Here is a 22,116-nt window from a genome sequence, read left to right on the forward strand (position 1 = left end):
CCACGAGTCAAGCGGCCATGCGGCCTGAACGAAGCGAAGGCCAGGGACTTGAGTCCCTGGCCGGCATTTATAGGGTTATACCCTTAGAGCAAACCACCCGCTACGCGGGTGGTCATGATTGTCCATCGCTCCTGCGCAACGACCCTGGAACGAATCGTTCCGCATTTTGAGTCGCCCGGGCTCTCTGATAGGCCACACGTACCCACGACACATTTCTGCCTGCATCCGGCCCTCCGCCTGATTGCTGCAGTCGTCCCACGCTTGTCGGGAAATCATGCTTTCGAATGACGCGCGTTGCGTGCATGCAGCCGAAAACAGCCAGAAGCTCGACAGCTCTGGCCTTCAGGCAGAATCAGTCAGACAGATCTTCTAGGATTGGAGCAGCCACGGCAATGCATCCCACACGCACGCGGTGGCTGCCCGTCGTCTCCGGTGCCGCCGTGGCGATGTTCGCTGCGGCGTCCATGCAAGAAGCAATTCGGCCATCTGCCTTAGCTGCCTCAAGCAGCTTGCATGCTGGAGATCCTGCTCGGGTAGGCTGCGGCCTTCCTGCTGGCCGAATTGTGTGACCGAATTGCGCGCAGATGCGCCAGCAAGATACGCCAACTGGGCTTTTGTCGGTGAAAAGTTCTGCTGTGCGCAGTTCGCACCGTGCCCCCTATCTGTTATATGACCTATTCTTGCGGATGGGGGTGCGGACGCGAATGGGGCTTCATTCCGTTGGTGCAGGATATCCTTCAGCATATTCATCGCGTGCAGAATGAAGCCCTGCTCCTATGCAAGAGCAGGGCAGAAATCCTGGCACGTCTCCTGTCGGCAGCTGTTTCAGGACTTATGGCAGGCTACATAGCCATAGGTATCGCCCATAGGAAGGAATGAGACAGAAGGCTGGATCTTTCTCTGGTAGCCGGCAGCAGCCAGAGCTTTTGGAATCCATTCCGCCATGTATTCCATTCCGGGCTCCTCGAGGTTGAAATGTCCCAGATGGATGGCACATTTGCCGGCTCCCAGCATCGCTGCATCGCGGATGTATTCGCTGACGGTGTAATCGATGAGCTCCATTGCAAGGAGGCAGTCAATCGAGCTTCTATCTATTTCATTGATGAGGCTGGTATCTGCTTCAGGCATGCCCAGGATATGAATGGGAATGCGGATACGCTGAACGAGAGCAGCGCTGTCTCCTATGATGCGCGTTCCGGAAAGGCCAAGCGTCTCTACAAGCCTGGATGCAAGCACGCTGGCGCGAATGGGTTCCGGCAGCATGAAGTCCAGGCAGGACTTGTCGATTCTGTAATCAAGCCAGCCGAGCTTTTCGGCAAAGCCAAAGAATATCCCGTCTGCCAGGCTGCCATCTGCTTCCAAAGGTACGCCAGCATGGATTGCATCATGGCAGCGCCACACTACGCCTCCCCATTGATCGAGAAGCCTGCACTTTGCCTGGAATGTGCGGTTTCCGGCCAAGATATCGCGCCGGTCACCATGGTTCCAGAAGATTGCTTCGTGAGATATGATGAGATTCGCGCCTATGCTCTGGGCGCGCGTGATGATGTCTGCTGTGGGCCAGATGCAGGTGATGATGCCGGTGCATTCTGCGCCGAGGAAGCGTTCTCCATAGAGCACCTGGTCGCGTGTTGTCTTTGGATCGATGGGCTTGCCTGTGAAGGCATCGATGTCTGAGCAGTAGCTCCTGATCGACTGGATAGCCTCTTCTATCTTCATTGCTCCATCTCCTTGGTCTGCCGCCTCTTAGCAGTTCCTGCTAAGAGGCGGCACATGTTTCGAATCTAGGCACGTTCCTGTGCAGGTCCATACTTGAGCTCATCCTTGGTGAAGCCAAACATGAACGTCAGGATGAACGATGCCACGAATCCGGCCGCGACCGATATTCCCATATTGACAAGATTGGATGTGGAGCCCCCGACGAAGACCAGGACATTGAGGACGTTGGATGCGCCTCCTGCGACATAGACGCTCACACCCAGAGCGATCGCGATTGCTCCGGCGACGAAAGATCCAGCCATCAGGCAGGGGAAGAGCCTGCGATATCTGAACATCATGCCGTAGATGAAGGGCTCGCCGACACCTCCTACCATATTGGAGATTGCATAGCCAAGTGCCATGCTCTTCTCTTTCTCATCGCGCAGCCTGAGCCAGGTGGCAACCTCGCAGCCGTAGGCTGCCCAGATGCTCACGGTCGTGACGACGAGGATGAAGCTGTCAGAGCCTGTTGCCATGAAGTTTGCAATCGAAAGCATGATGAGAGCGATATGCATGCCCGAGACGACCATGGGGAGCCAGAGCGCTGCAAGAAGGCCGCCTCCGATGACGGCGACGATGCCGCCTGAAGTGCCAAGGAAGGCGAAGAGGCCGGCAAGGCAGCTTCCCAGCCAGCTGCCGAGCGGTGCCAGCAGGCAGAGAGACGCGGGAACCGCTGCTGCCATCGTCAGGAAGGGCGCAAAGACGGTCGACAGCGTATCGGGAACGACCTTCTTGAAGAAGCGCTCGATATAGCGCATGGCCCAGACCGAAAGAAGGATGGGGATCACGCTCTGCGTGTAGTTGCCCGGAATGCAGGGGATCCCATAGACCGAGAAGGCAGCGCCATCCTGTGCCATCTGTATCATGGCCGGATCGATCAGTATTCCTCCCATGAAGGCGCCAAGCACGGGTGTCACGCCGATATTCTTTGCTGCGTTGTAGCCGAGATATATCGGCAGGAAATAGAAGGCAGCGTCATAGAGCATGTTCATGAGGATATAGATGTCGCTCGTCTCCGAGACGACGCCCGCCATCGTCGGGCCGAGAATGACACCAATCGTCTTGAAGAGGCCGGCGCACATGAGGACCGGGATAAGCGGCACCATCGAGCCAGAAAGGTAGTTCAGGATGTTGTTGCCGATCGCCTTGGGTGTGAGCTTTTCGGAAGCGCTGTCCAGATTCTCTTCGATGGCATCCTGCTTCGCGAACCCTCCCAGGCGGCAGAGCTCTTCGTAGACCTTGGCGACGTTCTGTCCGATGATGACCTGGAACTGCGCGCCTGAGATCTGGGCCCCGATGACTCCGTCGATCTTCTTCACGCTCTCGATATCAGGCGCATCGATGTCTTTCAGATTGAAGCGCAGCCTTGTCATGCAGTGCGCGACGAACGTGACATTTTCCTTTCCTCCAACCGCTTCAAGCACATCGGCGGCTATCTTCTTGTTGTCAGCCATAGGTCTTTCCCTTCTCTATTCCGGCATTGTCTGTGTGCGCAGCAGAGCTGAAACCAGGACGGCAGGCCTATCCGTCCCGAGGCATTGGCCGAGAGAGGCTGGAGGGGCGCGGAAAGCAGAAAAAGGCCCTCGGAGCATGCCGAGTCAAGCATCTCTGCTTTCCGTCATGCTCCGAGGGCCAAGCTCCCGAATAACACCTTGTTGTGCTTCAAGTTAGAAGCTGAAGGGGATCGTAGTAAACACATGTCGCCGCGAGCGGCAGAAAATGACCGGCCAACGGTATTTCAGTCTGGCGTATCCGCCGATCTGTCGACGAGACGGTTTACGTGCAGAATGAGATAGACCTTCTCCTCGTCGGTCAGATCTGCTCCGCATTCACGCCTGATAATCCCTGACATACGCTCTACACAGGCAGCTGCTTCTGGATACTGTTCGGAGAGAGGCCGGTAGAGGCTGGCGTTTTCGGTCTCGAGAGGCTGTCCCTGGCTGATGCGTTCAAGCAGATAGCGAACATGGGTTGCATAACGGGCAAAATCGAAGCTATCGCGGCTGACCGTTATGCCCAGCTCGTCTTCGACTGCTCTGGTGAGCTTGTCTATGAGATGAGCCTCTTTTCTAGCTTCATTCGATTTCGCCTTGCTGGAGGGTGCGACCGCGCTGTTTGCTATGCAGAGCGCTATGCCTGAAGCTTCGTCTCTCGGCAGCCTGACATCGAAATTCCGCTCGATGCCTTTGAGTGCCAATTGCGCAATCCGGTATTCGGTGGGGTAGCTCTGCTGCACGTCGTAAGCTAGAGGCATCTTCACGTAGAGATGCTCTCGGCACCGCTTGATAGCAAAAGAGATATGGTCTGCAAGCGTGAAGGGAAGGTTGGCGGAGAGCTCCCGCGATATGCTGGAGCGTGCGATGTCTGCAAGCTGGGCAGAGAATTCCATGATGCTGGGGTCGAGCTCATCGAGCAGGGCAAGATACCTGCTGTCGACGCCGTAGAAGGTACGTTCTATGCGGTCCAGAGAAACATCGGCAGGACCGTCGGGAAAGCCGATGCCTCGGCCAATCGCGACAAGCTCACGCCCCTTCTGGTTGACGCATATTACGGTATTGTTGTTTATGCGCTTCACGATTTTCATGGGATCTCCTTGGTGCAGCTGGATGCAAGCTGCAGAAACAGATTGTTTCAGAGCATCTTTCTTCCGTCAAGAATTCCTGCCCTCCATCCGCCCGACAGGCAGAATGCGTCCGCTGAGAGCGCCGGAAGAGTTTGGCTGCAGGGGATGCAGCAAGGCAGCAGGGCCTGCATCTGCAGGGCTGGAAGGGGCCAGGCAGGCATATGTCAGCTCTTCTTGTCTATGAGGGGCTCGTGCCGGCAAGGAGTGCCCTTGCTGACGCATGCCGAAGACGGCAGCCTCCGTTCCGGTACGGATTGATGCTCGGCATATGTGCGGGTCTTCGAGCTGTCCGAGCTGCCGGTGGATACCAAATCGGATCTTGGGCCTGCCAGGGCCCCGTCGCTGTCCCGCACCTCTCGAGGAGATGTCTGCGGCCGTACAGCACTCCCGTATTTCGTTTTGGCATTCGCATGCAGGAGTCCTGCACGCGAAACAGGGGACAGCACTTGAAAGTTCTGGCCTTCCTGACAGCTTCCTCGCGTGTCCGCTTCTTTCCTTCCAGCATGTCAAGGCTTCGCATGGACTCCAGCTCAAGCTCCGCGGAAATCCTCTCCACGTGTATCCTTGGAAGCTGGACAGACAGGGCAGGAGGCGGCAGGTGATAGAGCTTTACCGGACAGACGATGCAGGCACGCATGCAGTCGATGAAATCGATGATTGGGTATGGATCAAGCTCACCTCGCCGTCGCTCGACGAGATCGAGTCCGTCGCGTCGCAGCTCCAGGGTGTCGATCCTGCCGATATCGCTGCTGCCAATGACCCGGAAGAGAAGTCCCGTGTCGAGTACGAGGAAGCATTCTCCCTTGTCCTTATCGATATCCCGGTCGACGATGTGCGCCACGGCGTCTCGACGTATGAGACCATCCCTCTGGGCATCCTCATCCTCGAGCACAATGTGATCACGGTCTGTGCGCAGGATACGCCGATCCTCTCTCCGGGGCGGGCAGGCTCTGGTCTGGAGCTTTCGACAAGGCTGCGCCGTCAGTTCCTTTACCGCATCCTGCTGAGGGCTGCTCTTCTCTACCAGAGAGATCTGCGCTGCATCGACAGGCAGAGGCGCGAGTTCGAGGAGAAGATCAAGAAGTCCACGACGGAAGCCGACCTCATGAGCCTTCATGAGGTGGAGACGACTTTTGTCTACTTTCAGACATCGCTCAGGGGCAATGGGTCTGTGCTCACGCGCCTGCAGCGCTCGGGCAGGCTCCATCCTGGCCCCAGCACAGAAGATCTCCTCGAGGATGCTGCGACAGAGACGCAGCAGGCCATCGAGATGGCCCAGATCTATCGCGACATTATGGATGGCACGAGAAACCTCGTGAGCTCGCTCATGGACTCGCGCCTGAACAATGTGATGCAGCGCCTCACGTCGATCACGCTCATCCTCTCGATTCCGACGGTCATTTCGGGACTGTATGGCATGAATGTCGACCTGAGCTGGATGCCGCTCGCCAACGTCCCGCATGGCTTTGGCATCATCTGCGGCGGCACGGCGATCGTCTGTGTCATCCTTTCGATCATCCTTGTCCGCAGAGGCTGGATGTAGGGAAGCAGGAACAAGGTCTCGTGCATGAAGAAAGGGCAGATGGATATGCTCCATCTGCCCGATTCTGATGGGTGTGCGGGAACCGCCAGGAGTTGCCAGCATATGCGCGGCAAGCCGGAAGCTGCCTTGCCTGGATAGCCCTGTCCGAGAAGGCGGCAGGGAAGGGTGCAGCGGGAGAATGGTGCATGTGTCCTGGCCCTCTCAGGAAGGCAGGTCCAGAGCCAGGCAATCTGGTTCGTGCAGCCCCGGATTGTCTGGATGGCCTCGATAGCCTCGGAAGGCCCGCACGCGGCATGCAGTTCCATACCATGCTCGAACCCATATCGACCGCGACGGTGCCCATGAAGCCCACGTGCGCCATGCTGTCAGCATCGAGAAAGAAGATGCCGGTTTTCGGTCCGTCATTGTTGCCGATGCAGAATACGGTTCTGCCGGTCTCGGAGACGCCCATGTAGGCTTTCGTGACTCTCGAGGCAGAGATGGATGGCCAGGGCGGCTACCCTCCGCAGGGAGGATAGGGCTACAGCCAGAGTGGCTATCAGCAGCGTCAGAACGGATTTGCTCAGGCAGGCTATCCCCGGGGCGCACCGGCACAGCCCTGGCAGGAAGCACCGGATGCAGCAGCGCAGGGAGGTGCCTCCTTCGAGGCCGCTGGCAGCCTGGCGGAGGTTTCCCAGGCAGGGCAGCTCCCGAAGCGGCTGCTGCGGGAGCACAAGCTGGCATGTCACGCCAGCCCCCGTGTTGCCGAGGATGGCTCCTGGACCTGCCCGACCTGTGGTGACTGCTTCGACGATTCCGCTATCGACCAGTAAAGAGCCTCAAGCAAAATGACATGCCCAAAGGGACCCCGCCTTCTGTGCACGTTTCTTCTGGCATGCCACTTCACGTGCATATGCTGCAACGCGTATGATGGAGAGGCATGTACAGCACAAGATCTGGATTGGCTTTCTGCATGGCAGATACACGCATAACGATGAGAGATATCGCGGCCCATTTCGGCATCTCCGTCAATACGGTCCACAAGGCGATAGCGGGAAAGCCCGGCGTCGGTGCCAAGACCCGCTCCGAGATCCTGCAGTATGCCGAAGAGGTCGGCTATGAGCGCAACGAAAGCGCCTCGATGCTCAGGCGCAAGGCGCCGGTTGTCTATGTCGTGCTGCCAAGCGCAGAAGACGATGGGCGCTTCTTCTATGCCCAGCTCTGGAGCGGCTTCGAGGCATTCGCTGCCTCCCATAGTTCGGGCGACATCGAGTTCAGGCGCTGCTCGTTTCGTCCTGGCTGCTATGCGGACGTGCTTTCCGAGATCTATGGGAAGATCGAGGCAGGGGAACATGTGAGCGGCCTTCTTGCCTTCACGCCCGAGACGGAACGGGATTTCCTGGAGCTCAAGCGTCTCTCGGAGCATGCTATCCCCATCGAGCTTGTCATGGGCGCAGACCGAAGGATTGACCATATCGGGGCAGCGGTTCCCGACTACCATGCTGCAGGCCTTCTCATGGCAGAGCAGGCAGCGAACCTTATGGCAGGCAGGGCTCACGGAGATGCAGGCCTTTCGGCGGTCCTGCTCTCGGGCGATGCGACAGTCGAGGCGCATCGTCTCGTGGCCGATTCCTTCAGAGAAGAGCTCCGGAGAATGCTGCCGGAAGCACGCATCATTGAGGTCCCGGGCGGCCACAGCGAGCGGGACGAGCTGCCCGACAGGGTACGCAGGGCTCTGGAAGAGTGTGTGCCCTCGTTTGCCAGCAGCGTCTTTGCGACAGGCAGCATGGTGCTTGCGCAGGAGCTCTGCGCTGCCGGCCTTGCCGGCAAGGTGCCTGCCATCGGCTCCGATGTCTTCCCGGAGAATGTGGAAGCGCTCAGGAACCATACCTTCACGAATCTGCTCTTCAAGGATCCGGAAGGCCTTGCCTTCCGTGCGGCTGCCACGCTCTCTGCCTGCCTCTTGTATGGAAAGGTGGACAAACGACTCATTGTCGGCGATGCGGAGCTTGTCTTCCGCTCCAATCTGGAGCACTACCTCAAGAGGCACTAGGGCGCTTCCTCCCGCGTCTGCTCATCCGGATGGCATGCCGTTTTTGAGAGGGCCAGCCGCACCTTCTTCTCAAGGGCTGGCGGAGGCTGGCGCCCTGCCGTGCAGGCGACGCCGTCCGATGCTGTCTGAAAGCTGCTGGACAGGGCGTGCTCGCTATGCTTGCCGTGAAGACATCTGATATGGGAGAGCACGGCCAGGCCTGCTGCCGGCTCATCTGGGCGAAGGCAGGTCTTGTTCTGTCGCAGGACCGGCCTGGAGAAGGGGAGCGTCTCTTCGGCAGGAGCAGCTGTCTGCTCTCGCGCCAGCTGGATCTTGCCTGCTCCGTCATGCCCGGTGTGTGGCAGGCGAGACGGCCTGTCCGCCGCAGGCGAAGAGCCGTGCCGAGACAACGATAGCGCGGAGCTTGCGCTTATGCAGGGTATCCATCACAGCCTCCTTCAGGCGCGCGGTTCGAAGGCATGAAGGCAGCGTATGTTTGGGTCTTATTTCCTGAACGAGAGGCTGCACGAGCAGACTGCAGCGGGTTGCTATGCTATTCGTGCATTCCTTGCCCGATGTGTCGAAAGGAAATGATATGCGAAAGAGAACGAACGGGATGCTCCTCGAGGAATCGCCTGCCAGCACGCGGCTGCGCAGCCTGGTGCAGGGCAGCAGCGTGCAGGCAGGCGCTTTGCGCATCTGCGCGGGAGCTCTTGCTCTGGCACTCAGCGCCAATCTCGAGATTCCGCTTGAGCCGGTGCCGTTCACGCTCCAGATCCTGGCGCTTGGCTTCATCGCTGCGACGCTGAAGCCGAAGGAGGCGGCATCTGCCGCCGCTGCCTATGTCGCGGCAGGCGCGCTCGGTGCTCCGGTCTTCGCGGGCGGCCTTGGCGGCGTCTGGCGTCTGGCAGGTCCCACCGGAGGCTTCATCCTCGGCTTCATTGCCGGCGCCTGGGCAGGATCGTATCTTCTCTCCCAGCTTTCGAAGACGCGCCTTCCCTGGGCCGTGTCCTGCTTTGCCTCTGTTGCAGCAATGACGGGAGCGGTCTATCTTTGTGGTTGGGCACAGCTGGTGCTTGTCGCACATCTTTCCCCTGCTGCAGCGTTCGCGGCAGGCGTCGCTCCCTTCGTCGTTTTCGACCTGATGAAGGCGGGCCTTGTGGCATCGGCTCTTGCGGCAGGACGTATCGCGGCACGCGAGGTGCGCCGCTAGGTCCATCCGCCATATCCAATGCAGCTTGAGGCAGTCCGGGCAGACGTTCCGGGCTGCCTTTGCTATGTATGGTGGAATGCCTGGGCATCTGCAGCCTTTCTGCTCTTTTGCGGGCTGGTGTCTCGTGGGCATAGAATCGCTGTGCATACATCTGGACAGGAAGGTGCTGGATTCATGGGCGACATCACGGTAGGCTGCCATCTCTCGACTTCGAAAGGCTATGAGGCGATGGGGAAGTGTGCGCTCGAGATCGGCGCAAATACCTTCGCCTTCTTTACGAGGAATCCCCGAGGCGGCAAGGGCAAGGTGCCCGATCCGGCAGATGTGCAGGCACTTCTCGATCTTATGGAGCGCCACCAGTTCGGAAAGCTCGTCGCGCACGCTCCCTATACGATGAATCTGTGCTCGGCGAAGCCGGATGTCGTGGAATACACGCGCGAGGCCTTCGCCTCCGATATCGAACGCATGGAAGAGCTGCCCGGCAACTACCTCAACTTCCATCCCGGCAACCATCTGAAGCAGGGAGCAGATGAAGGCATCCGCCTCATCGTCGAAGGGCTCAACCAGGTGCTTGTGCCCGGACAGAAGACCTGCGTGCTGCTCGAGACCATGGCAGGGAAAGGGACCGAAGTGGGCCGTACGTTCGATGAGATAGAGAGCATCCTCGAAGGCGTCGAGCACGACGAGCTCATGGGCGTCTGCCTCGATACCTGCCATGTGAACGACGCGGGATATCCGATAGCGGAAGACCTCGACGGCGTGCTTGACGAGTTCGATCGGGTGATCGGCTTGGACCGCCTGAAGGCGCTGCATCTGAACGATTCGAAAAATCCTCTTGGCTCCCACAAGGACCGCCATGAAAAGCTCGGACAGGGCACGCTCGGCCTGGCTGCCTTCCAGGCCATCGTGACGAATCAGCGCATCTCGGATCTGCCGATGATTCTGGAGACGCCCAACGAGCTCTCTGGCTACCGGCGCGAGATAGCTGCACTGCGTGCTCTTGCTCGGGGAGCCGCGCTCGACGAGGCCAAAGCGCTGCTTGAAGCAGAAGACGAGGAAGAGGAAGCGCCCAAGGAGGCATAGGGACCGCTTTTAGGCCCCTCATGAAGGCCTGCCAGGATGCTGGCGCAACGTGGGAGCGCATAGCGTGCACACAGGAGTGCTGGTATGGCGCTGGCAGGGGCATTGCGCAGACCGATGGTCGCTGTCCATCTTCTCGGGAAGGCATGAGGTCTATGGATCGTTCCGATACATTCCGCATCCTGATGCTCGGAAACAGCTTCACGCGGGCCAATGGCCTGCCAGAGCTTCTTGCCGAGGAGCTTTCCTGCGAGGTCGAGGTGCACGCGCGGGGAGGGGCACGTCTCGCCGAACAGCTGAACCCGAAGACGAAGCTTGGGAGCCAGACGCTCGCCTTGCTCGAAGCAGGAGGCTATGCCTTCGTGGTACTCCAGGAGATGAGCACGGCAGCTGTGGCATCGCCGGCATCCTTCGAACGAAGCGTGCAGAGGCTTGCCTCTCTGGTGCGCGCACAGAAAGGGGTGCCTATCCTCTTCGAGACCTGGGCATTCTGCGAAGGATGCCCGCGCCTTGCTGCGCTTGGCCTCGCTCCATCTTCCATGCAGGATGCAATCACTTCTGTCTGCCGCAGCATCGCAGACAAGGATCGTCTCGTGCTGGCCGAGGTCGGGGAGGCCTTCAGGAAACAGGGCTTTGCCCCAAGGCTCTACGGGCGCGATGGCAGGCACCCCAGCCTGGACGGCACGAAGCTCGCCGTCCAGGCCCTTGCCTCTGCCATCCGCGGTGCGTGAGCCTCAGGAGTTCTGGCAGACCGTCTTTCCAATCATGATGTTCAGGATCTCGACGTCGGTGGGATGCATGCCGACACGGCCGACATATCCCATGGACCGGATTGTCTCCTCCGTCGTCTCGCCGATGAGGCCTTCACCGGGATTGAAGTCGACATTCGCCAATGCCATGTCGCATCCCAGAATCGCTGCATCGACCGCAGCGGCGATCTTGGCAGCACAGCTCGGCTTTGCTCCGTCGCAGACGATGCCGCCCACATTGGCAAGGGTATTGGCAATCGTTGCCTGGTACTGGCCGAAGGAGCCGCCCCTCAGGTAGCAGATGGCAGCGCCAGCACCGGTTGCCGCGGTCACAGCGCCGCAGAAGGCAGAGAGCTCGCCGATGAAGCGCTTCGCATGGATGGCGGTAAGGTCGGAGAGCGCGACGGCACGCAGCATCTCGTCGTGGGAGACCTTGAGGAAGCGTGCATATTCTGCGACAGGCAAGGAGCACGTGATGCCCTGGTTGCCCGAGCCGCAGTTGATTACGACAGGCATGGGACAGCCGCTCATGCGGGCGTCAGATCCTGCAGCTGCCGCAGCGCGTGCACGGCAGGAGATATCGTCGGGACGGGTGAGGAGCAGGGTCTTGCCGATGCGGGCGCCCCAGTCGCCCGAGAGGCCTTCGTTCGAGATCTCCTCGTTGAGGGTCACCTGGCGCTCGATCATGTCCTTGATATCGGCGATGGGGACCGTATGGGCAAACTCCCAGATGCCTTCAAGCGAGAGGCAGGCAAGGTCGGGCTCTGCTTCTGCGTCCTCTTGCGCAGCACCTTCCTGCACCGTGACGCCGTCGACCGAGACTGCCTTCCCATCACGTGTGAGCTCGACGACATTCGTATGCCTGCCCGAGACGCAGGCCACACCCTCATGGCCTTCTCCTGTTGCGACGACGCGGATATAGAGGTTCGGCACATCCTCTGCCAGGGATACATCGCAGAAGCCGGAGGAGACAAGCTCACGTGTGCGCTCCTGCTCATCTTTCGTGACGCCTTCGAGGACTTCGAGTGCTGCCTCTGCCTTGCCGCCGACGCAGCCGAGCGTCGCTGCTGCCTCGATGCCACGCTGGTCGCCGGAGTTCGGCACGGTCACGCTCTTCACATTCTTGATGATGTTGCCGGAGCAGGCAACGGAGAGATGCTCAGGTGCCTCGCCCAGGGCGTCTCTCGCGAGTGCTGCCACATAGGCAACGGCAATGGGCTCCGTGCAGCCAAGCGCGCAGACAAGCTCGCGCCTCAGGATAGTGAGATAGCGTTCGGTGTCAGCGCGTTCCATGCCATGCTCCTTGCTCTTGTGAAGTTTGGGGGATACGGTAGCGCACGATAGCTACAGGCTTGTTAAACGAACGCTGCCTTTCGTTCCTTCTCCATGAAATCGAGCGTCGAGGCGCTCACTCTTCCTTGGGCTCTTGCATCTCCTCGTCCTGGCTTGTCGAGAGCAGTGCCTGGACGAGAGCAGCATCTTCCGAGTCGGGCGAGCCAAGCGGAAGTCCGCAGGCTTCGAAGAAGTGGCTGCCGGCAAACTGGCGGGCGCGGAAGGTGTCGTGTGCCCCGTCATCGAGATAGCGGACGCGCGAAAGGCAGTCTGCCGTTGCGCACCAGAGGATGCCGTGCGTCTTTGCGTAGGAGAGATAGGTCGGATCCTTCGACCAGAGCGTCACGCCTGCCATGTGCTCGAGCTCGTATGCTACAGCATATTCCTGCCAGGAAAGGCCCGAAAGGCGCACGAAGCGGTCAAGGAGCGATGCCATCCTCGTCACGCGCTGGAGTGCCGCCGATGCGTCCATGAGGCGGACATCATCAGGAAGCGAGGCGCCCGTCTTTTCCCGCAGGGTCTTGAGCGCACTCTTTCGCTTCTTGCCGCGGACCATGACAGCAGGGACCGAAAGCTTCATGGATGCGTCAGGGAAGAGCTCGATGGCAGAGTGGGGGACGACCATATCGTCTGCCTGGGAGCTCCTGAAGATGAGGCTGTCATGGGCATGCTGGATGTGGCACTCGACGCCGTTGTGGGCAAAGGCTTCCTGCATGAAGGCAGCACCCTCGTTCACGCGGGTGCGGGCATGGACATCTTCTGCCGCTGGTCCCATATGGAAAAGATAGAGGTCGAAGAGCGCTGCATCATCAGCTGCATCGTCTGCCATCGGATAGAAGACTGTGCGCCTGCAGAAGCGCTCGACTTCCTGCCTTCTCCTCATCGCTCTGTCGTAGAGATCGACCAGCGCTGCCGAGTCGGCAGGGCCTGAGGTCGAGCCCTCCCTTATCTCGACAATGCCGTCGGCGACATAGGGCGGGAAGTCGCCCTCGTCGATGCGGACAAGCACGACGCCGGTCTCTGGATTCTGGGGATTGGCAAGGAAGCGCACCTCGAAGCGCGGTGCCGGCGATACATGGTGGCGGCAGAGCTCGCCTATGATCTGGGAGTAGTCGGTAGAGCCTTTGGGCAAAGGACAGACTTCGCGGGAATCGTCGGCAATGCCGATGATGAGCCATCCGCCATGGGAGTTCGAGAACGAGGCCACGATCTTCGGGATCTTGCGGCGCACTGAAGGGCCGAATGTCTGCTTGAACTCGAGGGCAAAGCCTTCCTCGAGCTCCTGGAGCTGGGCAAGGTCTCCCCATGCCACATCGCTCAGGGCCTTCTCATGCCCCTGCTCGTCACGAAACGGGCTGAACATCCTGGCTCCCTCCTGCATAGACTGTCTGAGGTTCTTGCTCAGGCTTCGTCTGGTCCATCCTCGCGGGCACACCACAGGAAATCGAAGCAGCGCCTGTTCTGCGTCGCCCAGCTTGCCTCGTTGTGCTGCCCTCCCGGAATGCACCAGAGCGAGGTTGCCGCTCCCTCATTGCGAAGGATTGTGGCAAGCTCCTGCGTGGCTGCGGCTTCATCCGAATCTTCGAGGAGATCCTCTCCCCAGATCTTGCCGGACTCTCCCTCTGCCCAGGCGAAGTAGGCCCGTGTATCAGAAGAGATGTCTGAGATGTTGGCAAGAGGCACGAAGAAGCGGTTCATGAAATGGCAGCCCGAAGAGATGCAGCCTGCCTTGCTGAAGACATCGTTGTGGGCAAGGACGCCGTAGACGCTCATGATGCCGCCCATGCTGGATCCTGCGATGGCAGTCGCTTCGCGGTGCGGCCAGGTACGATAGGTCGCATCGACCCAGGGCTTTATGTCGTTCATGATCCACTGGAACGTCTTCTCGCCGATGCCATGGACATCGAAGTCCATGATCTTCAGGCTCCAGGGACAGTATTCGTCGAGGCGCTCGTTTCCGACATGGCTGCACTCGAGACCGACCACAATCATCGGCTTCTCCCAGCTGCGGAGGAAATCTGCCAGGCCCCAGCTCGTGCCGTAGGTTGCCTCATTGTCAGAGAAGAGGTTCTGCCCGTCGAAGAAATATGTGACGGGATAGCGCTCCTCGTTTCCGTCTGCGTAGTAGTCATCAGGAAGCCAGATGTGGAGCGTCCTTGTGCCTTCGTGCGGCGCATACCACATGTCGTGCTTTTCGATCATGGCAGAAACTCCTCTCAGACCGTATATATCGCTACCTGGAGGGTCGGATTCTCCTCGGCAGCACGCGAGGCAACCTGGGCAAGCGCTGCAAAGAAACGGTGCCGGGCGAGGTCTTCATCCTGGCTGTCCAGGACGATCTCGAGCTCGGCTGGAACTGCCACATCTTCGAGGAGGTCAGAAAGCGCTGCAAAGTTGCGGCCGAACCAGGAGGGGAAGCCGAAGCTCTCAGACAGAAGGTCCCAGACGTCGTCTGGGGCAAGCGTGTCTGCCTCTGAAATCCGGATCTTCATCGGTCTTCCTCAGTAGAGCTGCTCGAAGGTCTCGTAGTGGTCGGGCGTGTAGTAGATGAGGCCGTCGGTCGACCAGACGATGCGCTCAGGCCCCCGCATGCCTCCATCGTAGTCGATATCGCATTCATGCCAGGTCCTGCCCTCGGCGTCTGGCAGCTTTCCGTCGTCGTTGTAGAAGACAGAGCCACCTATGCTCATGCCCGGGCAGACCTCGTCGAGATTTCCTTCCGAGGGAACCCAGCCTGCCCTCTTCGCCTTTGTCTTCGAGATGAAGTTCGGCGGCAGCTCTCCGTACTCGTGGAGGTAGGCAGCAACCTCCTCCTTGCTTGTATAGGAAGAGCCATGCTCGACCTGGACCGTGCCTGCTGAAGAGGTGGCCTGAGCATCCTGGGGTGCAGCAGTTGGCGTGCTGCAGGCCCAGGTACCCAGAGCCAGAAGGAGGGCAAGGATGCAGGAGAGCATGGCTCCCAAAAGATGGCGGAAACGTCTCATTGCGCTTCTCCAGCTTGGGAACTAGCAGAGCTTTGCGCCCGCAGGGATCTTGTCATCGAGCATGAGAAGGGAGAGGCGCTCGGAGCCATCCTCCTCATGGACGGCAGAAAGCAGCATGCCGCAGGAGTCGAGACCCATCATCTTCCTCGGCGGGATGTTCACGATTGCGACAACGGTCTTGCCGACGAGCTCTTCTGGCTCGTAGTAGGCGTGGATGCCGGAAAGGATCTGCCTCTCGGTGCCGGATCCATCATCGAGCGTGAACCTCAGGAGCTTCTTGCTCTTCTTCACGGCCTCGCAGGCAAGCACCTTGCAGACACGCATATCGGATGCGGCAAATGTATCGAACGAGATCTCCTCGGCAAAGGGCTCGATCGAAGGGGCCTCTGCCGTCTTCTCAGGAGCAGCGTCCTCAGGAGCCGCTTCGGCCTGCACGTTCTCTGCCGTTTCGATCTTCTCTTCTGTATCCATGCTCAACCTTTCTCTTGCGTTGTGGACGCATCCATTCTATACGAGCCTGCATTCTGTCTGATGATGCCGGAAGGCTCAGGCTCTGGTGCAGGCAATTCTCTTTCAGGCCTTTTTCTGGAGTTCCGTGTGATAGAGAGCCCTCTTTGCTACCATGTTCTGCGGCCGAGAGCGGCCCTCCAAGCAGTCCCAGGTAGAAACCTGCTTGCCAATCCAAAACCGGGAGATATCTCATGCTCAAGAAAACGCTTCAAGATTGCCGCGTCCTGCTCCGTTCCATTCCGAGCCCGACGGTTGCGCTCTTCACGGTCGCTGTCGTTGTAATGAACCTGCTTGCGAACAAGGAGCTCATCTCGCTGCCGTACCTCGCGCTCGACTGCGGCTTCTGCGTGAGCTGGGTGAGCTTCCTCTGCATGGACATGATCTGCAAGCGCTTCGGCGCCAAGGCTTCTGTGACGGTCAGCATCCTGGCGCTCCTCGTGAATCTTGCGGTATCCATCCTGTTCTGGCTCATGAGCCTGACGCCGGGCATGTGGGGTGCCTATTACAGCTACGGTTCGCTCGAGGTGAACGCAGCGCTCAATGCGACATTTGCTGGCAGCTGGTATGTGGTCTTCGGCTCGTCCTGCGCTATGGTCTGCTCGTCGATCGCAAACTCGTTCCTGAATGTCAGCATCGGCAGGAAGCTCAGGAAGAACAACTTCGCGAGCTTCGCTATCCGTTCCTATGTCAGCACCCTGATCGGCCAGTTCGTGGACAACTTCGTCTTTGCCGCTATCGTGAGCCACAACTTCTTCGGGTGGACCTGGACACAGGTCATTGCCTGCTCGCTCACCGGTGCCGTGATGGAGCTCCTCTGCGAGGTGTTCCTCTCGCCTGTAGGCTTCCGTGTCGTAAAGGGCTGGGAACGTGACGGTGTGGGAGAAGAGTATCTTGCGCTCCATCCCGAAGTGCGCCAGACGCTGGAGGCCCAGCATGCCTGAGAGAAGGAGCCTCCCCCTCGATCATGGTGGACGCTCGCTCAAGGTGCTGATCACCGGCACCTCCTCGGGCATCGGACGGGCAGCAGCCGAGCTCTTCCTCGAGCGGGGACATGAGGTCTGTGGCCTCGATATCGCTCCTGCCACGATCGAGCATCCCTGCTACACGCATCTCATCGCAGATGTCAGAAGACGCGATCTTCTGCCCAAGGGCCTTGCCCCCAATGTGATCGTGAGCAATGCCGGCGTGCAGGCGAGCGAAGATGATATCGACGTGAACCTCAAGGGCACGCTCAATGTCTGCGAGACCTATGCCTTCAAGGACAGGAAGGCAGCACCGCAGCTCGAGGCGATCGTGCTGGTCGGCTCCTCGAGCGGACACACGGGTGCCGAGTTTCCTGCCTATGCTGCCTCGAAGGGCGGCGTCCTTGCCTATGCAAAGAACCTGGCGCAGCGGGTGGCGCCCCAGGCCACCTGCAACAGCATCGACCCGGGAGGAGTGCTGACCGATCTCAATCTCCCTGTGATGGAAGACGAGACGCTGTGGTCGCGCATCATGGAGCTCACGCCCCTGAAGCGCTGGGCAACCCCTCAAGAGATAGCGGAATGGATCTACTTCGTCGCAGTCACGAACCGGTTCATGACAGGACAGAACCTCCTGATCGACGGGGGAGAGGCGGGATCTTTCGACTTCGTCTGGCCGGATACCGACTTCTAGGAAATGAGGGAGCTGCACCTTGGTGCGGCTCCCTCAGCACTTGTCTGACGTCTGAATGTGTCCGTTTCCGACGTGCCCCTGTCGCCGGCAGACATGTTGCAGAAAAGCGACGTTCTTTCTGTTTTCGGCGGCATGGAGGTACATGCGGGTATCATCCAGAACGCTGCTGTGGCGGAGGGAGAGGGGCGGAGCATGAGCATGGAAGGACATCTGAGCCATGAGGAATATGTGCGCTTTGCACGCCTTCCGGACAAGGAGCTTGCCCGCCAGTGCCATGCTGAGGCGTTCCATGCCACGGGCCCCGGCGGTCAGGGCGTGAACACGGCAGACTCAGCCGTGCGCATGATCCATGTCCCGACCGGCATCACAGTCGTGAGCCGCGAGTCGAGAAGCCAGCTCCAGAACAGGGAGCGCTGCCTCGAGAAGATACATGAGGAGCTCGTCCGTCGTGCGCGCAGGCCGAAGAAGCGCAAGAAGACCAAGCCGACAAAGGCTTCGATTGCACGCAGGCTCGATGCAAAGGCACGCAGAAGCCAGGTCAAGAAGCTCCGGCGCAGGGCTGACTTCGACTGATTCCCAGAACCCAGGCAGAAAGGCTGAGACAATATGTCTTCAGAAGATATGGAAGCACTCGGACCCAAGAGCCATGCAGCTCTCGAGCTTGCGATGGCAGAATACGACAAGGGCGATTCCAAGCGCATCCATCATTTCGCGAAGGTCCGTACGTTCGCACGCGATATCGCAGAGGCGGAAGGTGTGGACGAGAGGACCCGCTACATCGTCGAGGCTGCTGCTATCGTGCATGATGCCGGCATCCATGAGTCGGAGCGGATCTATGGAAATGCGGGCGGCAAGCACCAGGAGGAGCTGGGGCCTGGCGTAGCACGACCGCTTCTCGAGAAGGCAGAATATGCACCTGAGGCCATTGAGCGCATCTGCTGGCTCATCGCCCATCACCATACGTATGCGAATATCGAGGGTGCAGACTACCAGATCCTCGTCGAGGCAGACTTCCTCGTGAACATCTACGAGGATGCACCAGACAATGCAGAAGCGAGAAGGCATGCAGCCGAGCAGGCGAAGCGCCATATCTTCAGGACGCAGACAGGCACGAAGCTCCTGGAGCTCCTCTATCTGAGCTAGAGCCCAGGATCTGACAGGCAACGGGGCTTGGCTATAATCGTGCCCTGAGGCTTTGGGTCTGTGTCCTGCACGCGTCGAGGGGAGCATCTGTGGCAGATACGGTCTCTCCTGAGGTGCGGAGCAAGATCATGTCCAAGATCCATGGGAAGGATACGAAGCCAGAGGTCCTGCTCAGGAAGGAGCTCTGGCACAGGGGCTATCGCTACCGCAAGAACTTCCGGAAGCTTCCTGGCTCGCCTGATATCGTTATGACGAAATACCGGCTCTGCATCTTCGTGGACTCGGAGTTCTTCCATGGGAAGGGATTCTACGGAGGGCTTGAGAGCAAGAAGTATGAGAGCCTCGAGGAGCAGCTCAAGCACTCGAACCATCCAGATTACTGGCTGCCGAAGATCAAGCGCAACATGGAGCGCGACCAGGAAGTGGATGCCGAGCTCACGGAGAGCGGCTGGCATATCATCCACTTCTGGAGCAAGGACGTAATGAAGCACACCGACGAGTGCATACGTACCGTTGAGGAGACGCTTGCCACACTCACGCTCGGCGAAGATGCATACGCAGACGCTGAAGATGCGGCGCAGGACGCCTCTGAAGTCGAGTGCATCGCTGAAGAGCCTTCAGAGCTGGCAGCTGCCTCTCAGGCAGAAGCTCCGCTCGAAGATACAGAAGATCCCATGAAAGAGGGCTAGTCCTCGTCCTCCGCTTCGGCTGCTGCCTCTTCCGCCTCTGCAGTTGCCTTCTCCTCGCGGTACCCATCGACCACCTTGCGTGCCTGCTGGGAGAGCCAGGCCTCCTCTTCTGGCTTCGTCTCGATCTTGCCCTCGGCATTCTTCCGCTTCGAGCTCTGCCAGATGGCAATGATGACGCCGAGGACGATGACTGCGATGCCTGCACCCATGATGGTTCCTTTCCTATGCATGCAATGCTGACCACTGTAGCACGAGGCTCTGGCAAGGTATCTCTGAGCTCTCCCAATGGCCAGCCCATTCCCGATAGTGCGCAGCCTGCCTCTTGTCTTCTGCCATCGCATGGAAAGTGTCAGAACGTGTCATCTGAGCATCTGGACAGGGAGCTTCCAGCGAAAAGAGATGCCAGATGGCGGAATCAGATGCAGAAGGTTCCGATACATCGCACATACTGGAGGTGGTGAAGATGCGCATGCTTCGACATGTGCCAGTCAGAAGGGAAGGCGTGCTATGGGATTTCCTGAAGGGTTCCTCTGGGGCGGAGCGACCGCAGCAAACCAGTGCGAGGGTGGCTGGAACGAGGGAGGACGCGGTCTTGCGAACGTCGATGTGGCGCCGGCAGGCCCCGACCGCTTCAAGGTCGTTTCCGGAGAGATGAAGATGTATGGCTTCGATGCCGACCACTACTATCCGGCACAGACCGGCATCGACATGTACCATACGTACCGCGACGATATCGCCCTCTTCGCCGAGATGGGCTTCAAGACGTACCGCTGCTCCATTGCCTGGTCGAGGATCTTCCCTGAGGGGGATGAAGAGCAGCCGAACGAGGAAGGCCTTGCGTTCTATGAGGATCTCTTCCGCTGCTGCCAGGAGCATGGCATAGAGCCGCTCGTGACAATCACGCACTTCGACTGCCCGATGCATCTGATCGAGGCCTATGGTGGCTGGAGGTCGCGCAAGCTCATCGGCTTCTACAAGAATCTCGTGACGGCGCTCTTCACGCGCTACAAGGGCCTTGTGCACTACTGGCTCACGTTCAACGAGATCAACATGATCTTCCACCTGCCCTGGATGGGTGCAGGCATCGTCTTCGAGGAAGGGGAAGACAAGGAAGCGGTCGAGTGGAAGGCCGTGCACCACGAGCTTGTCGCCTCTGCCTGGGCGACGAAGATCGCCCACGAGATCGACCCCAGGAACAAGGTCGGCTGCATGCTGGCGGCTGGTGCCTACTATCCTTATAGCTGCCGTCCGGAGGATGTGCGTGCAGCCCAGCTCGACACGCAGCATGAGCTGTCGCTGATTGATGTGCAGGCACGTGGCGCCTATCCTGCATGGGTGAAGCTCATGCTCGAGCGCAAGGGCATCGACCTCGGCATGACCCCTGAAGACAAGAAGATCCTCGCCGAGAACACGGTCGATTTCGTGAGCTTCTCCTACTATTCGACCCGCTGCTCGGCAGCTCCTACGACCGATGCACCGCGCACGCAGGGCAATGCCTTTGCTGGCGCCATGAATCCCTACCTCGAGAAGTCGCAGTGGGGCTGGGCCATCGATCCTCTGGGCTTCCGCATCACGATGAACGAGCTCTATGACCGCTACCAGAAGCCGCTCTTCGTCGTCGAGAATGGCCTTGGCGCCAAGGATGAGCTCGTGCCTGACGGCAAGGGCTCCTATACGGTCGAGGATGACTACCGCATCGACTATCTCCGCCAGCACATCCAGGTGCTGCGCGACACGATCGAAGAGGACGGCGTGCCGGTCCTGGGATATACCACCTGGGGGCCGATCGATCTGGTGAGCGCCGGCTCCGGGCAGATGTCGAAGCGCTATGGCTTCATCTACGTGGACCGCGACGACGAGGGCAGAGGAACCCTTAAGCGCTACCGCAAGAAGAGCTTTGGCTGGTACAAGAAGGTCATCGCCACAAACGGCGCAGATCTCGGCTAGAGGGAATTCGGAGGAGACATGTCTTCGGGCAAGGTCGTCTTTCTGGACGTCGATGGCACGATAACCGACTACGAGAACAGGATTCCCGCATCTGCGAAACGCGCCATCAAGGCGGCCCGTGCAAAGGGCAACCGCGTCTATATGTGCACGGGCCGCTCGAAGGCAGAGAATCCTCCCGAACTCATCGAGATTGGCTTCGATGGGATGATCGGCGGCAATGGCGCCTACGTCGAAGATGCAGGCGAGGTCGTGATGCACCAGCTCATCACGCTCGACCAGTGCCGCCATATCGTCTCATGGCTCGAGGGGAGAGGCCTCGAGTTCTACCTCGAGACGAACAACGGCCTCTTCGCGAGCAGGAACTTCCGTGAGGCAGCCCGTCCGGTCCTTCGCCTCTATGCTGGCAGGAAGGGCATGGCTGGTGCAGATGAGCTCGAGACCGACGATGCAATGCACGGGATGGTGTATGGGGGAGAGCTCGTCCGCGACGACGTGAACAAGGTCTCCTTCATCCTCTCGAGCTACCAGGACCATCTGGATTCTGTTGAGGAGTTTCCTGACCTCAAGGCAGGCACCTGGGGAGGGGCAGGCGAGACGGCGCTCTTTGGCGACCTCGGCGTCAAGGACATCACGAAGGCCCATGCAATGCAGGTGCTTCTCGACCATCTCGGAGCCTCTGCAGAAGATGCCATCGCTTTCGGCGATGCAAAGGTCGACATCCCGATGTTCGAGCTGGCCGGCACGAGCGTCTGCATGGGAAATGGCGGACCTGAAGCGAAGGCAGCAGCCGACTTCGTGACCGACGATGTGAACGAAGACGGGCTCTGGAATGCCTTTGTCCGTCTCGGGCTTGTCTGAGCCCAGAAAGCGCAGCAGAA

Annotated in this window: 22 protein-coding genes and 1 pseudogene; 12 read left to right on the forward strand and 11 right to left on the reverse strand. The window is 59.4% G+C overall.

Translation table 11 applies throughout. The annotated features are described in order from the left end of the window. Positions 1 to 825 precede the first annotated feature (825 nt). The 4 genes and pseudogenes from VXJ24_RS08950 to VXJ24_RS11510 all read right to left on the reverse strand — a co-directional run. Positions 826 to 1,719 carry a Nif3-like dinuclear metal center hexameric protein gene (locus tag VXJ24_RS08950; protein ID WP_330972590.1) on the reverse strand — a complete coding sequence of 298 codons (894 nt, stop codon included), beginning with the start codon at positions 1,717 to 1,719 and terminating at the stop codon, positions 826 to 828. Between the two features lie 65 nt (positions 1,720 to 1,784). Further along, on the reverse strand, positions 1,785 to 3,212 hold the full coding sequence (locus VXJ24_RS08955) for a PTS transporter subunit EIIC (protein ID WP_330972591.1): 1,428 nt from the start codon (positions 3,210 to 3,212) through the stop codon (positions 1,785 to 1,787). A gap of 284 nt (positions 3,213 to 3,496) precedes the next feature. Continuing rightward, positions 3,497 to 4,147, reverse strand: a complete 651-nt coding sequence (locus VXJ24_RS08960; RefSeq protein ID WP_330972592.1) for a BglG family transcription antiterminator — start codon at positions 4,145 to 4,147, stop codon at positions 3,497 to 3,499. 60 nt (positions 4,148 to 4,207) lie between these two features. Then, positions 4,208 to 4,342 (reverse strand): annotated as a pseudogene (locus tag VXJ24_RS11510) (CAT RNA binding domain-containing protein); the annotation flags it as partial. A 637-nt stretch (positions 4,343 to 4,979) separates the two neighbouring features. On the opposite strand from VXJ24_RS11510, the gene VXJ24_RS08965 reads away from it, so the two are divergent. The 5 genes from VXJ24_RS08965 (at position 4,980) to VXJ24_RS08985 (ending at position 10,959) form a co-directional block, all read left to right on the forward strand. Next, the gene (locus VXJ24_RS08965) at positions 4,980 to 5,924 is read left to right on the forward strand and encodes a magnesium transporter CorA family protein (RefSeq protein WP_330972593.1); all 945 of its coding nucleotides are present in this window, start codon (positions 4,980 to 4,982) and stop codon (positions 5,922 to 5,924) included. Positions 5,925 to 6,876: 952 nt separating this feature from the next. After that, on the forward strand, positions 6,877 to 7,956 hold the full coding sequence (locus VXJ24_RS08970; RefSeq protein ID WP_330972594.1) for a substrate-binding domain-containing protein: 1,080 nt from the start codon (positions 6,877 to 6,879) through the stop codon (positions 7,954 to 7,956). A gap of 574 nt (positions 7,957 to 8,530) precedes the next feature. Then, a complete protein-coding gene (locus VXJ24_RS08975) occupies positions 8,531 to 9,148 on the forward strand; it encodes a biotin transporter BioY (protein WP_330972595.1) in 618 nt (205 codons plus the stop codon). Positions 9,149 to 9,322: 174 nt separating this feature from the next. After that, entirely contained in the window at positions 9,323 to 10,231 is a 909-nt protein-coding gene (locus VXJ24_RS08980; protein ID WP_330972596.1) for a deoxyribonuclease IV, read from the forward strand. Positions 10,232 to 10,383: 152 nt separating this feature from the next. After that, the gene (locus VXJ24_RS08985) at positions 10,384 to 10,959 is read left to right on the forward strand and encodes an SGNH/GDSL hydrolase family protein (protein WP_330972597.1); all 576 of its coding nucleotides are present in this window, start codon (positions 10,384 to 10,386) and stop codon (positions 10,957 to 10,959) included. Positions 10,960 to 10,962: 3 nt separating this feature from the next. Here the strand turns inward: VXJ24_RS08985 and VXJ24_RS08990 are convergent, their stop codons facing one another. The 6 genes from VXJ24_RS08990 to metG form a co-directional block, all read right to left on the reverse strand. Next, a complete protein-coding gene (locus VXJ24_RS08990) occupies positions 10,963 to 12,270 on the reverse strand; it encodes an L-cysteine desulfidase family protein (protein ID WP_330972598.1) in 1,308 nt (435 codons plus the stop codon). Positions 12,271 to 12,385: 115 nt separating this feature from the next. Next, entirely contained in the window at positions 12,386 to 13,672 is a 1,287-nt protein-coding gene (locus tag VXJ24_RS08995; protein ID WP_330972599.1) for an ATP-binding protein, read from the reverse strand. Positions 13,673 to 13,710: 38 nt separating this feature from the next. After that, complete coding sequence (locus VXJ24_RS09000) at positions 13,711 to 14,511, reverse strand: alpha/beta hydrolase (protein WP_330972600.1); 801 nt, start codon at positions 14,509 to 14,511, stop codon at positions 13,711 to 13,713. Between the two features lie 14 nt (positions 14,512 to 14,525). Continuing rightward, the gene (locus VXJ24_RS09005) at positions 14,526 to 14,801 is read right to left on the reverse strand and encodes a barstar family protein (RefSeq protein ID WP_330972601.1); all 276 of its coding nucleotides are present in this window, start codon (positions 14,799 to 14,801) and stop codon (positions 14,526 to 14,528) included. 9 nt (positions 14,802 to 14,810) lie between these two features. After that, a complete protein-coding gene (locus VXJ24_RS09010; RefSeq protein WP_330972602.1) occupies positions 14,811 to 15,293 on the reverse strand; it encodes a ribonuclease domain-containing protein in 483 nt (160 codons plus the stop codon). A gap of 21 nt (positions 15,294 to 15,314) precedes the next feature. Further along, positions 15,315 to 15,764, reverse strand: a complete 450-nt coding sequence (gene metG / locus VXJ24_RS09015) for a methionine--tRNA ligase subunit beta (protein WP_330972603.1) — start codon at positions 15,762 to 15,764, stop codon at positions 15,315 to 15,317. A 230-nt stretch (positions 15,765 to 15,994) separates the two neighbouring features. Here metG and VXJ24_RS09020 point away from each other — a divergent pair, with 230 nt between their 5' ends. The 5 genes from VXJ24_RS09020 (at position 15,995) to VXJ24_RS09040 (ending at position 19,291) form a co-directional block, all read left to right on the forward strand. After that, positions 15,995 to 16,744: a VUT family protein gene (locus VXJ24_RS09020; protein ID WP_330972604.1), complete on the forward strand. Its 750-nt coding sequence runs from the start codon at positions 15,995 to 15,997 to the stop codon at positions 16,742 to 16,744. Then, a complete protein-coding gene (locus tag VXJ24_RS09025) occupies positions 16,737 to 17,459 on the forward strand; it encodes an SDR family NAD(P)-dependent oxidoreductase (RefSeq protein WP_330972605.1) in 723 nt (240 codons plus the stop codon). Before VXJ24_RS09020 ends, VXJ24_RS09025 begins: the two co-directional genes overlap by 8 nt. Before the next feature lie 192 nt (positions 17,460 to 17,651). Continuing rightward, on the forward strand, positions 17,652 to 18,032 hold the full coding sequence (locus VXJ24_RS09030) for a peptide chain release factor-like protein (RefSeq protein ID WP_430623817.1): 381 nt from the start codon (positions 17,652 to 17,654) through the stop codon (positions 18,030 to 18,032). Positions 18,033 to 18,065: 33 nt separating this feature from the next. After that, positions 18,066 to 18,602: an HD domain-containing protein gene (locus tag VXJ24_RS09035; RefSeq protein WP_330972606.1), complete on the forward strand. Its 537-nt coding sequence runs from the start codon at positions 18,066 to 18,068 to the stop codon at positions 18,600 to 18,602. 89 nt (positions 18,603 to 18,691) lie between these two features. Beyond that, on the forward strand, positions 18,692 to 19,291 hold the full coding sequence (locus VXJ24_RS09040; protein ID WP_330972607.1) for a very short patch repair endonuclease: 600 nt from the start codon (positions 18,692 to 18,694) through the stop codon (positions 19,289 to 19,291). On the opposite strand, the gene VXJ24_RS09045 is transcribed toward VXJ24_RS09040, so the two are convergent. Further along, positions 19,288 to 19,500 (reverse strand): hypothetical protein, encoded by a 213-nt coding sequence (locus VXJ24_RS09045; protein ID WP_330972608.1) that lies wholly within the window; start codon positions 19,498 to 19,500, stop codon positions 19,288 to 19,290. The two genes, VXJ24_RS09040 and VXJ24_RS09045, sit on opposite strands and share 4 nt — an antisense overlap. Positions 19,501 to 19,798: 298 nt before the next feature. Here VXJ24_RS09045 and VXJ24_RS09050 point away from each other — a divergent pair, with 298 nt between their 5' ends. Beyond that, complete coding sequence (locus tag VXJ24_RS09050) at positions 19,799 to 21,238, forward strand: 6-phospho-beta-glucosidase (RefSeq protein WP_330972609.1); 1,440 nt, start codon at positions 19,799 to 19,801, stop codon at positions 21,236 to 21,238. Between the two features lie 18 nt (positions 21,239 to 21,256). Further along, entirely contained in the window at positions 21,257 to 22,096 is an 840-nt protein-coding gene (locus tag VXJ24_RS09055; protein WP_330972610.1) for a Cof-type HAD-IIB family hydrolase, read from the forward strand. Positions 22,097 to 22,116: the final 20 nt, after the last annotated feature.

The organism is Olsenella kribbiana, assembly GCF_036408795.1.
GTDB classification, from domain to species: Bacteria; Actinomycetota; Coriobacteriia; order Coriobacteriales; family Atopobiaceae; genus Olsenella_L; species Olsenella_L kribbiana.

Excerpts from the sequence above, each read along its gene's own strand:
- VXJ24_RS08950 (WP_330972590.1), bottom strand. The coding sequence starts at position 1,719 with ATGAAGATAGAAGAGGCTATCCAGTCGATCAGGAGCTACTGCTCAGAC.
- VXJ24_RS08955 (WP_330972591.1), bottom strand. The coding sequence starts at position 3,212 with ATGGCTGACAACAAGAAGATAGCCGCCGATGTGCTTGAAGCGGTTGGA.
- VXJ24_RS08960 (WP_330972592.1), bottom strand. The coding sequence starts at position 4,147 with ATGGAATTCTCTGCCCAGCTTGCAGACATCGCACGCTCCAGCATATCG.
- VXJ24_RS08970 (WP_330972594.1), top strand. The coding sequence starts at position 6,877 with ATGGCAGATACACGCATAACGATGAGAGATATCGCGGCCCATTTCGGC.
- VXJ24_RS08975 (WP_330972595.1), top strand. The coding sequence starts at position 8,531 with ATGCGAAAGAGAACGAACGGGATGCTCCTCGAGGAATCGCCTGCCAGC.
- VXJ24_RS08980 (WP_330972596.1), top strand. The coding sequence starts at position 9,323 with ATGGGCGACATCACGGTAGGCTGCCATCTCTCGACTTCGAAAGGCTAT.
- VXJ24_RS08985 (WP_330972597.1), top strand. The coding sequence starts at position 10,384 with ATGGATCGTTCCGATACATTCCGCATCCTGATGCTCGGAAACAGCTTC.
- VXJ24_RS08990 (WP_330972598.1), bottom strand. The coding sequence starts at position 12,270 with ATGGAACGCGCTGACACCGAACGCTATCTCACTATCCTGAGGCGCGAG.
- VXJ24_RS08995 (WP_330972599.1), bottom strand. The coding sequence starts at position 13,672 with ATGTTCAGCCCGTTTCGTGACGAGCAGGGGCATGAGAAGGCCCTGAGC.
- VXJ24_RS09000 (WP_330972600.1), bottom strand. The coding sequence starts at position 14,511 with ATGATCGAAAAGCACGACATGTGGTATGCGCCGCACGAAGGCACAAGG.
- VXJ24_RS09005 (WP_330972601.1), bottom strand. The coding sequence starts at position 14,801 with ATGAAGATCCGGATTTCAGAGGCAGACACGCTTGCCCCAGACGACGTC.
- VXJ24_RS09010 (WP_330972602.1), bottom strand. The coding sequence starts at position 15,293 with ATGAGACGTTTCCGCCATCTTTTGGGAGCCATGCTCTCCTGCATCCTT.
- metG (WP_330972603.1), bottom strand. The coding sequence starts at position 15,764 with ATGGATACAGAAGAGAAGATCGAAACGGCAGAGAACGTGCAGGCCGAA.
- VXJ24_RS09020 (WP_330972604.1), top strand. The coding sequence starts at position 15,995 with ATGCTCAAGAAAACGCTTCAAGATTGCCGCGTCCTGCTCCGTTCCATT.
- VXJ24_RS09025 (WP_330972605.1), top strand. The coding sequence starts at position 16,737 with ATGCCTGAGAGAAGGAGCCTCCCCCTCGATCATGGTGGACGCTCGCTC.
- VXJ24_RS09030 (WP_430623817.1), top strand. The coding sequence starts at position 17,652 with ATGAGCATGGAAGGACATCTGAGCCATGAGGAATATGTGCGCTTTGCA.
- VXJ24_RS09035 (WP_330972606.1), top strand. The coding sequence starts at position 18,066 with ATGTCTTCAGAAGATATGGAAGCACTCGGACCCAAGAGCCATGCAGCT.
- VXJ24_RS09045 (WP_330972608.1), bottom strand. The coding sequence starts at position 19,500 with ATGGGTGCAGGCATCGCAGTCATCGTCCTCGGCGTCATCATTGCCATC.
- VXJ24_RS09050 (WP_330972609.1), top strand. The coding sequence starts at position 19,799 with ATGGGATTTCCTGAAGGGTTCCTCTGGGGCGGAGCGACCGCAGCAAAC.
- VXJ24_RS09055 (WP_330972610.1), top strand. The coding sequence starts at position 21,257 with ATGTCTTCGGGCAAGGTCGTCTTTCTGGACGTCGATGGCACGATAACC.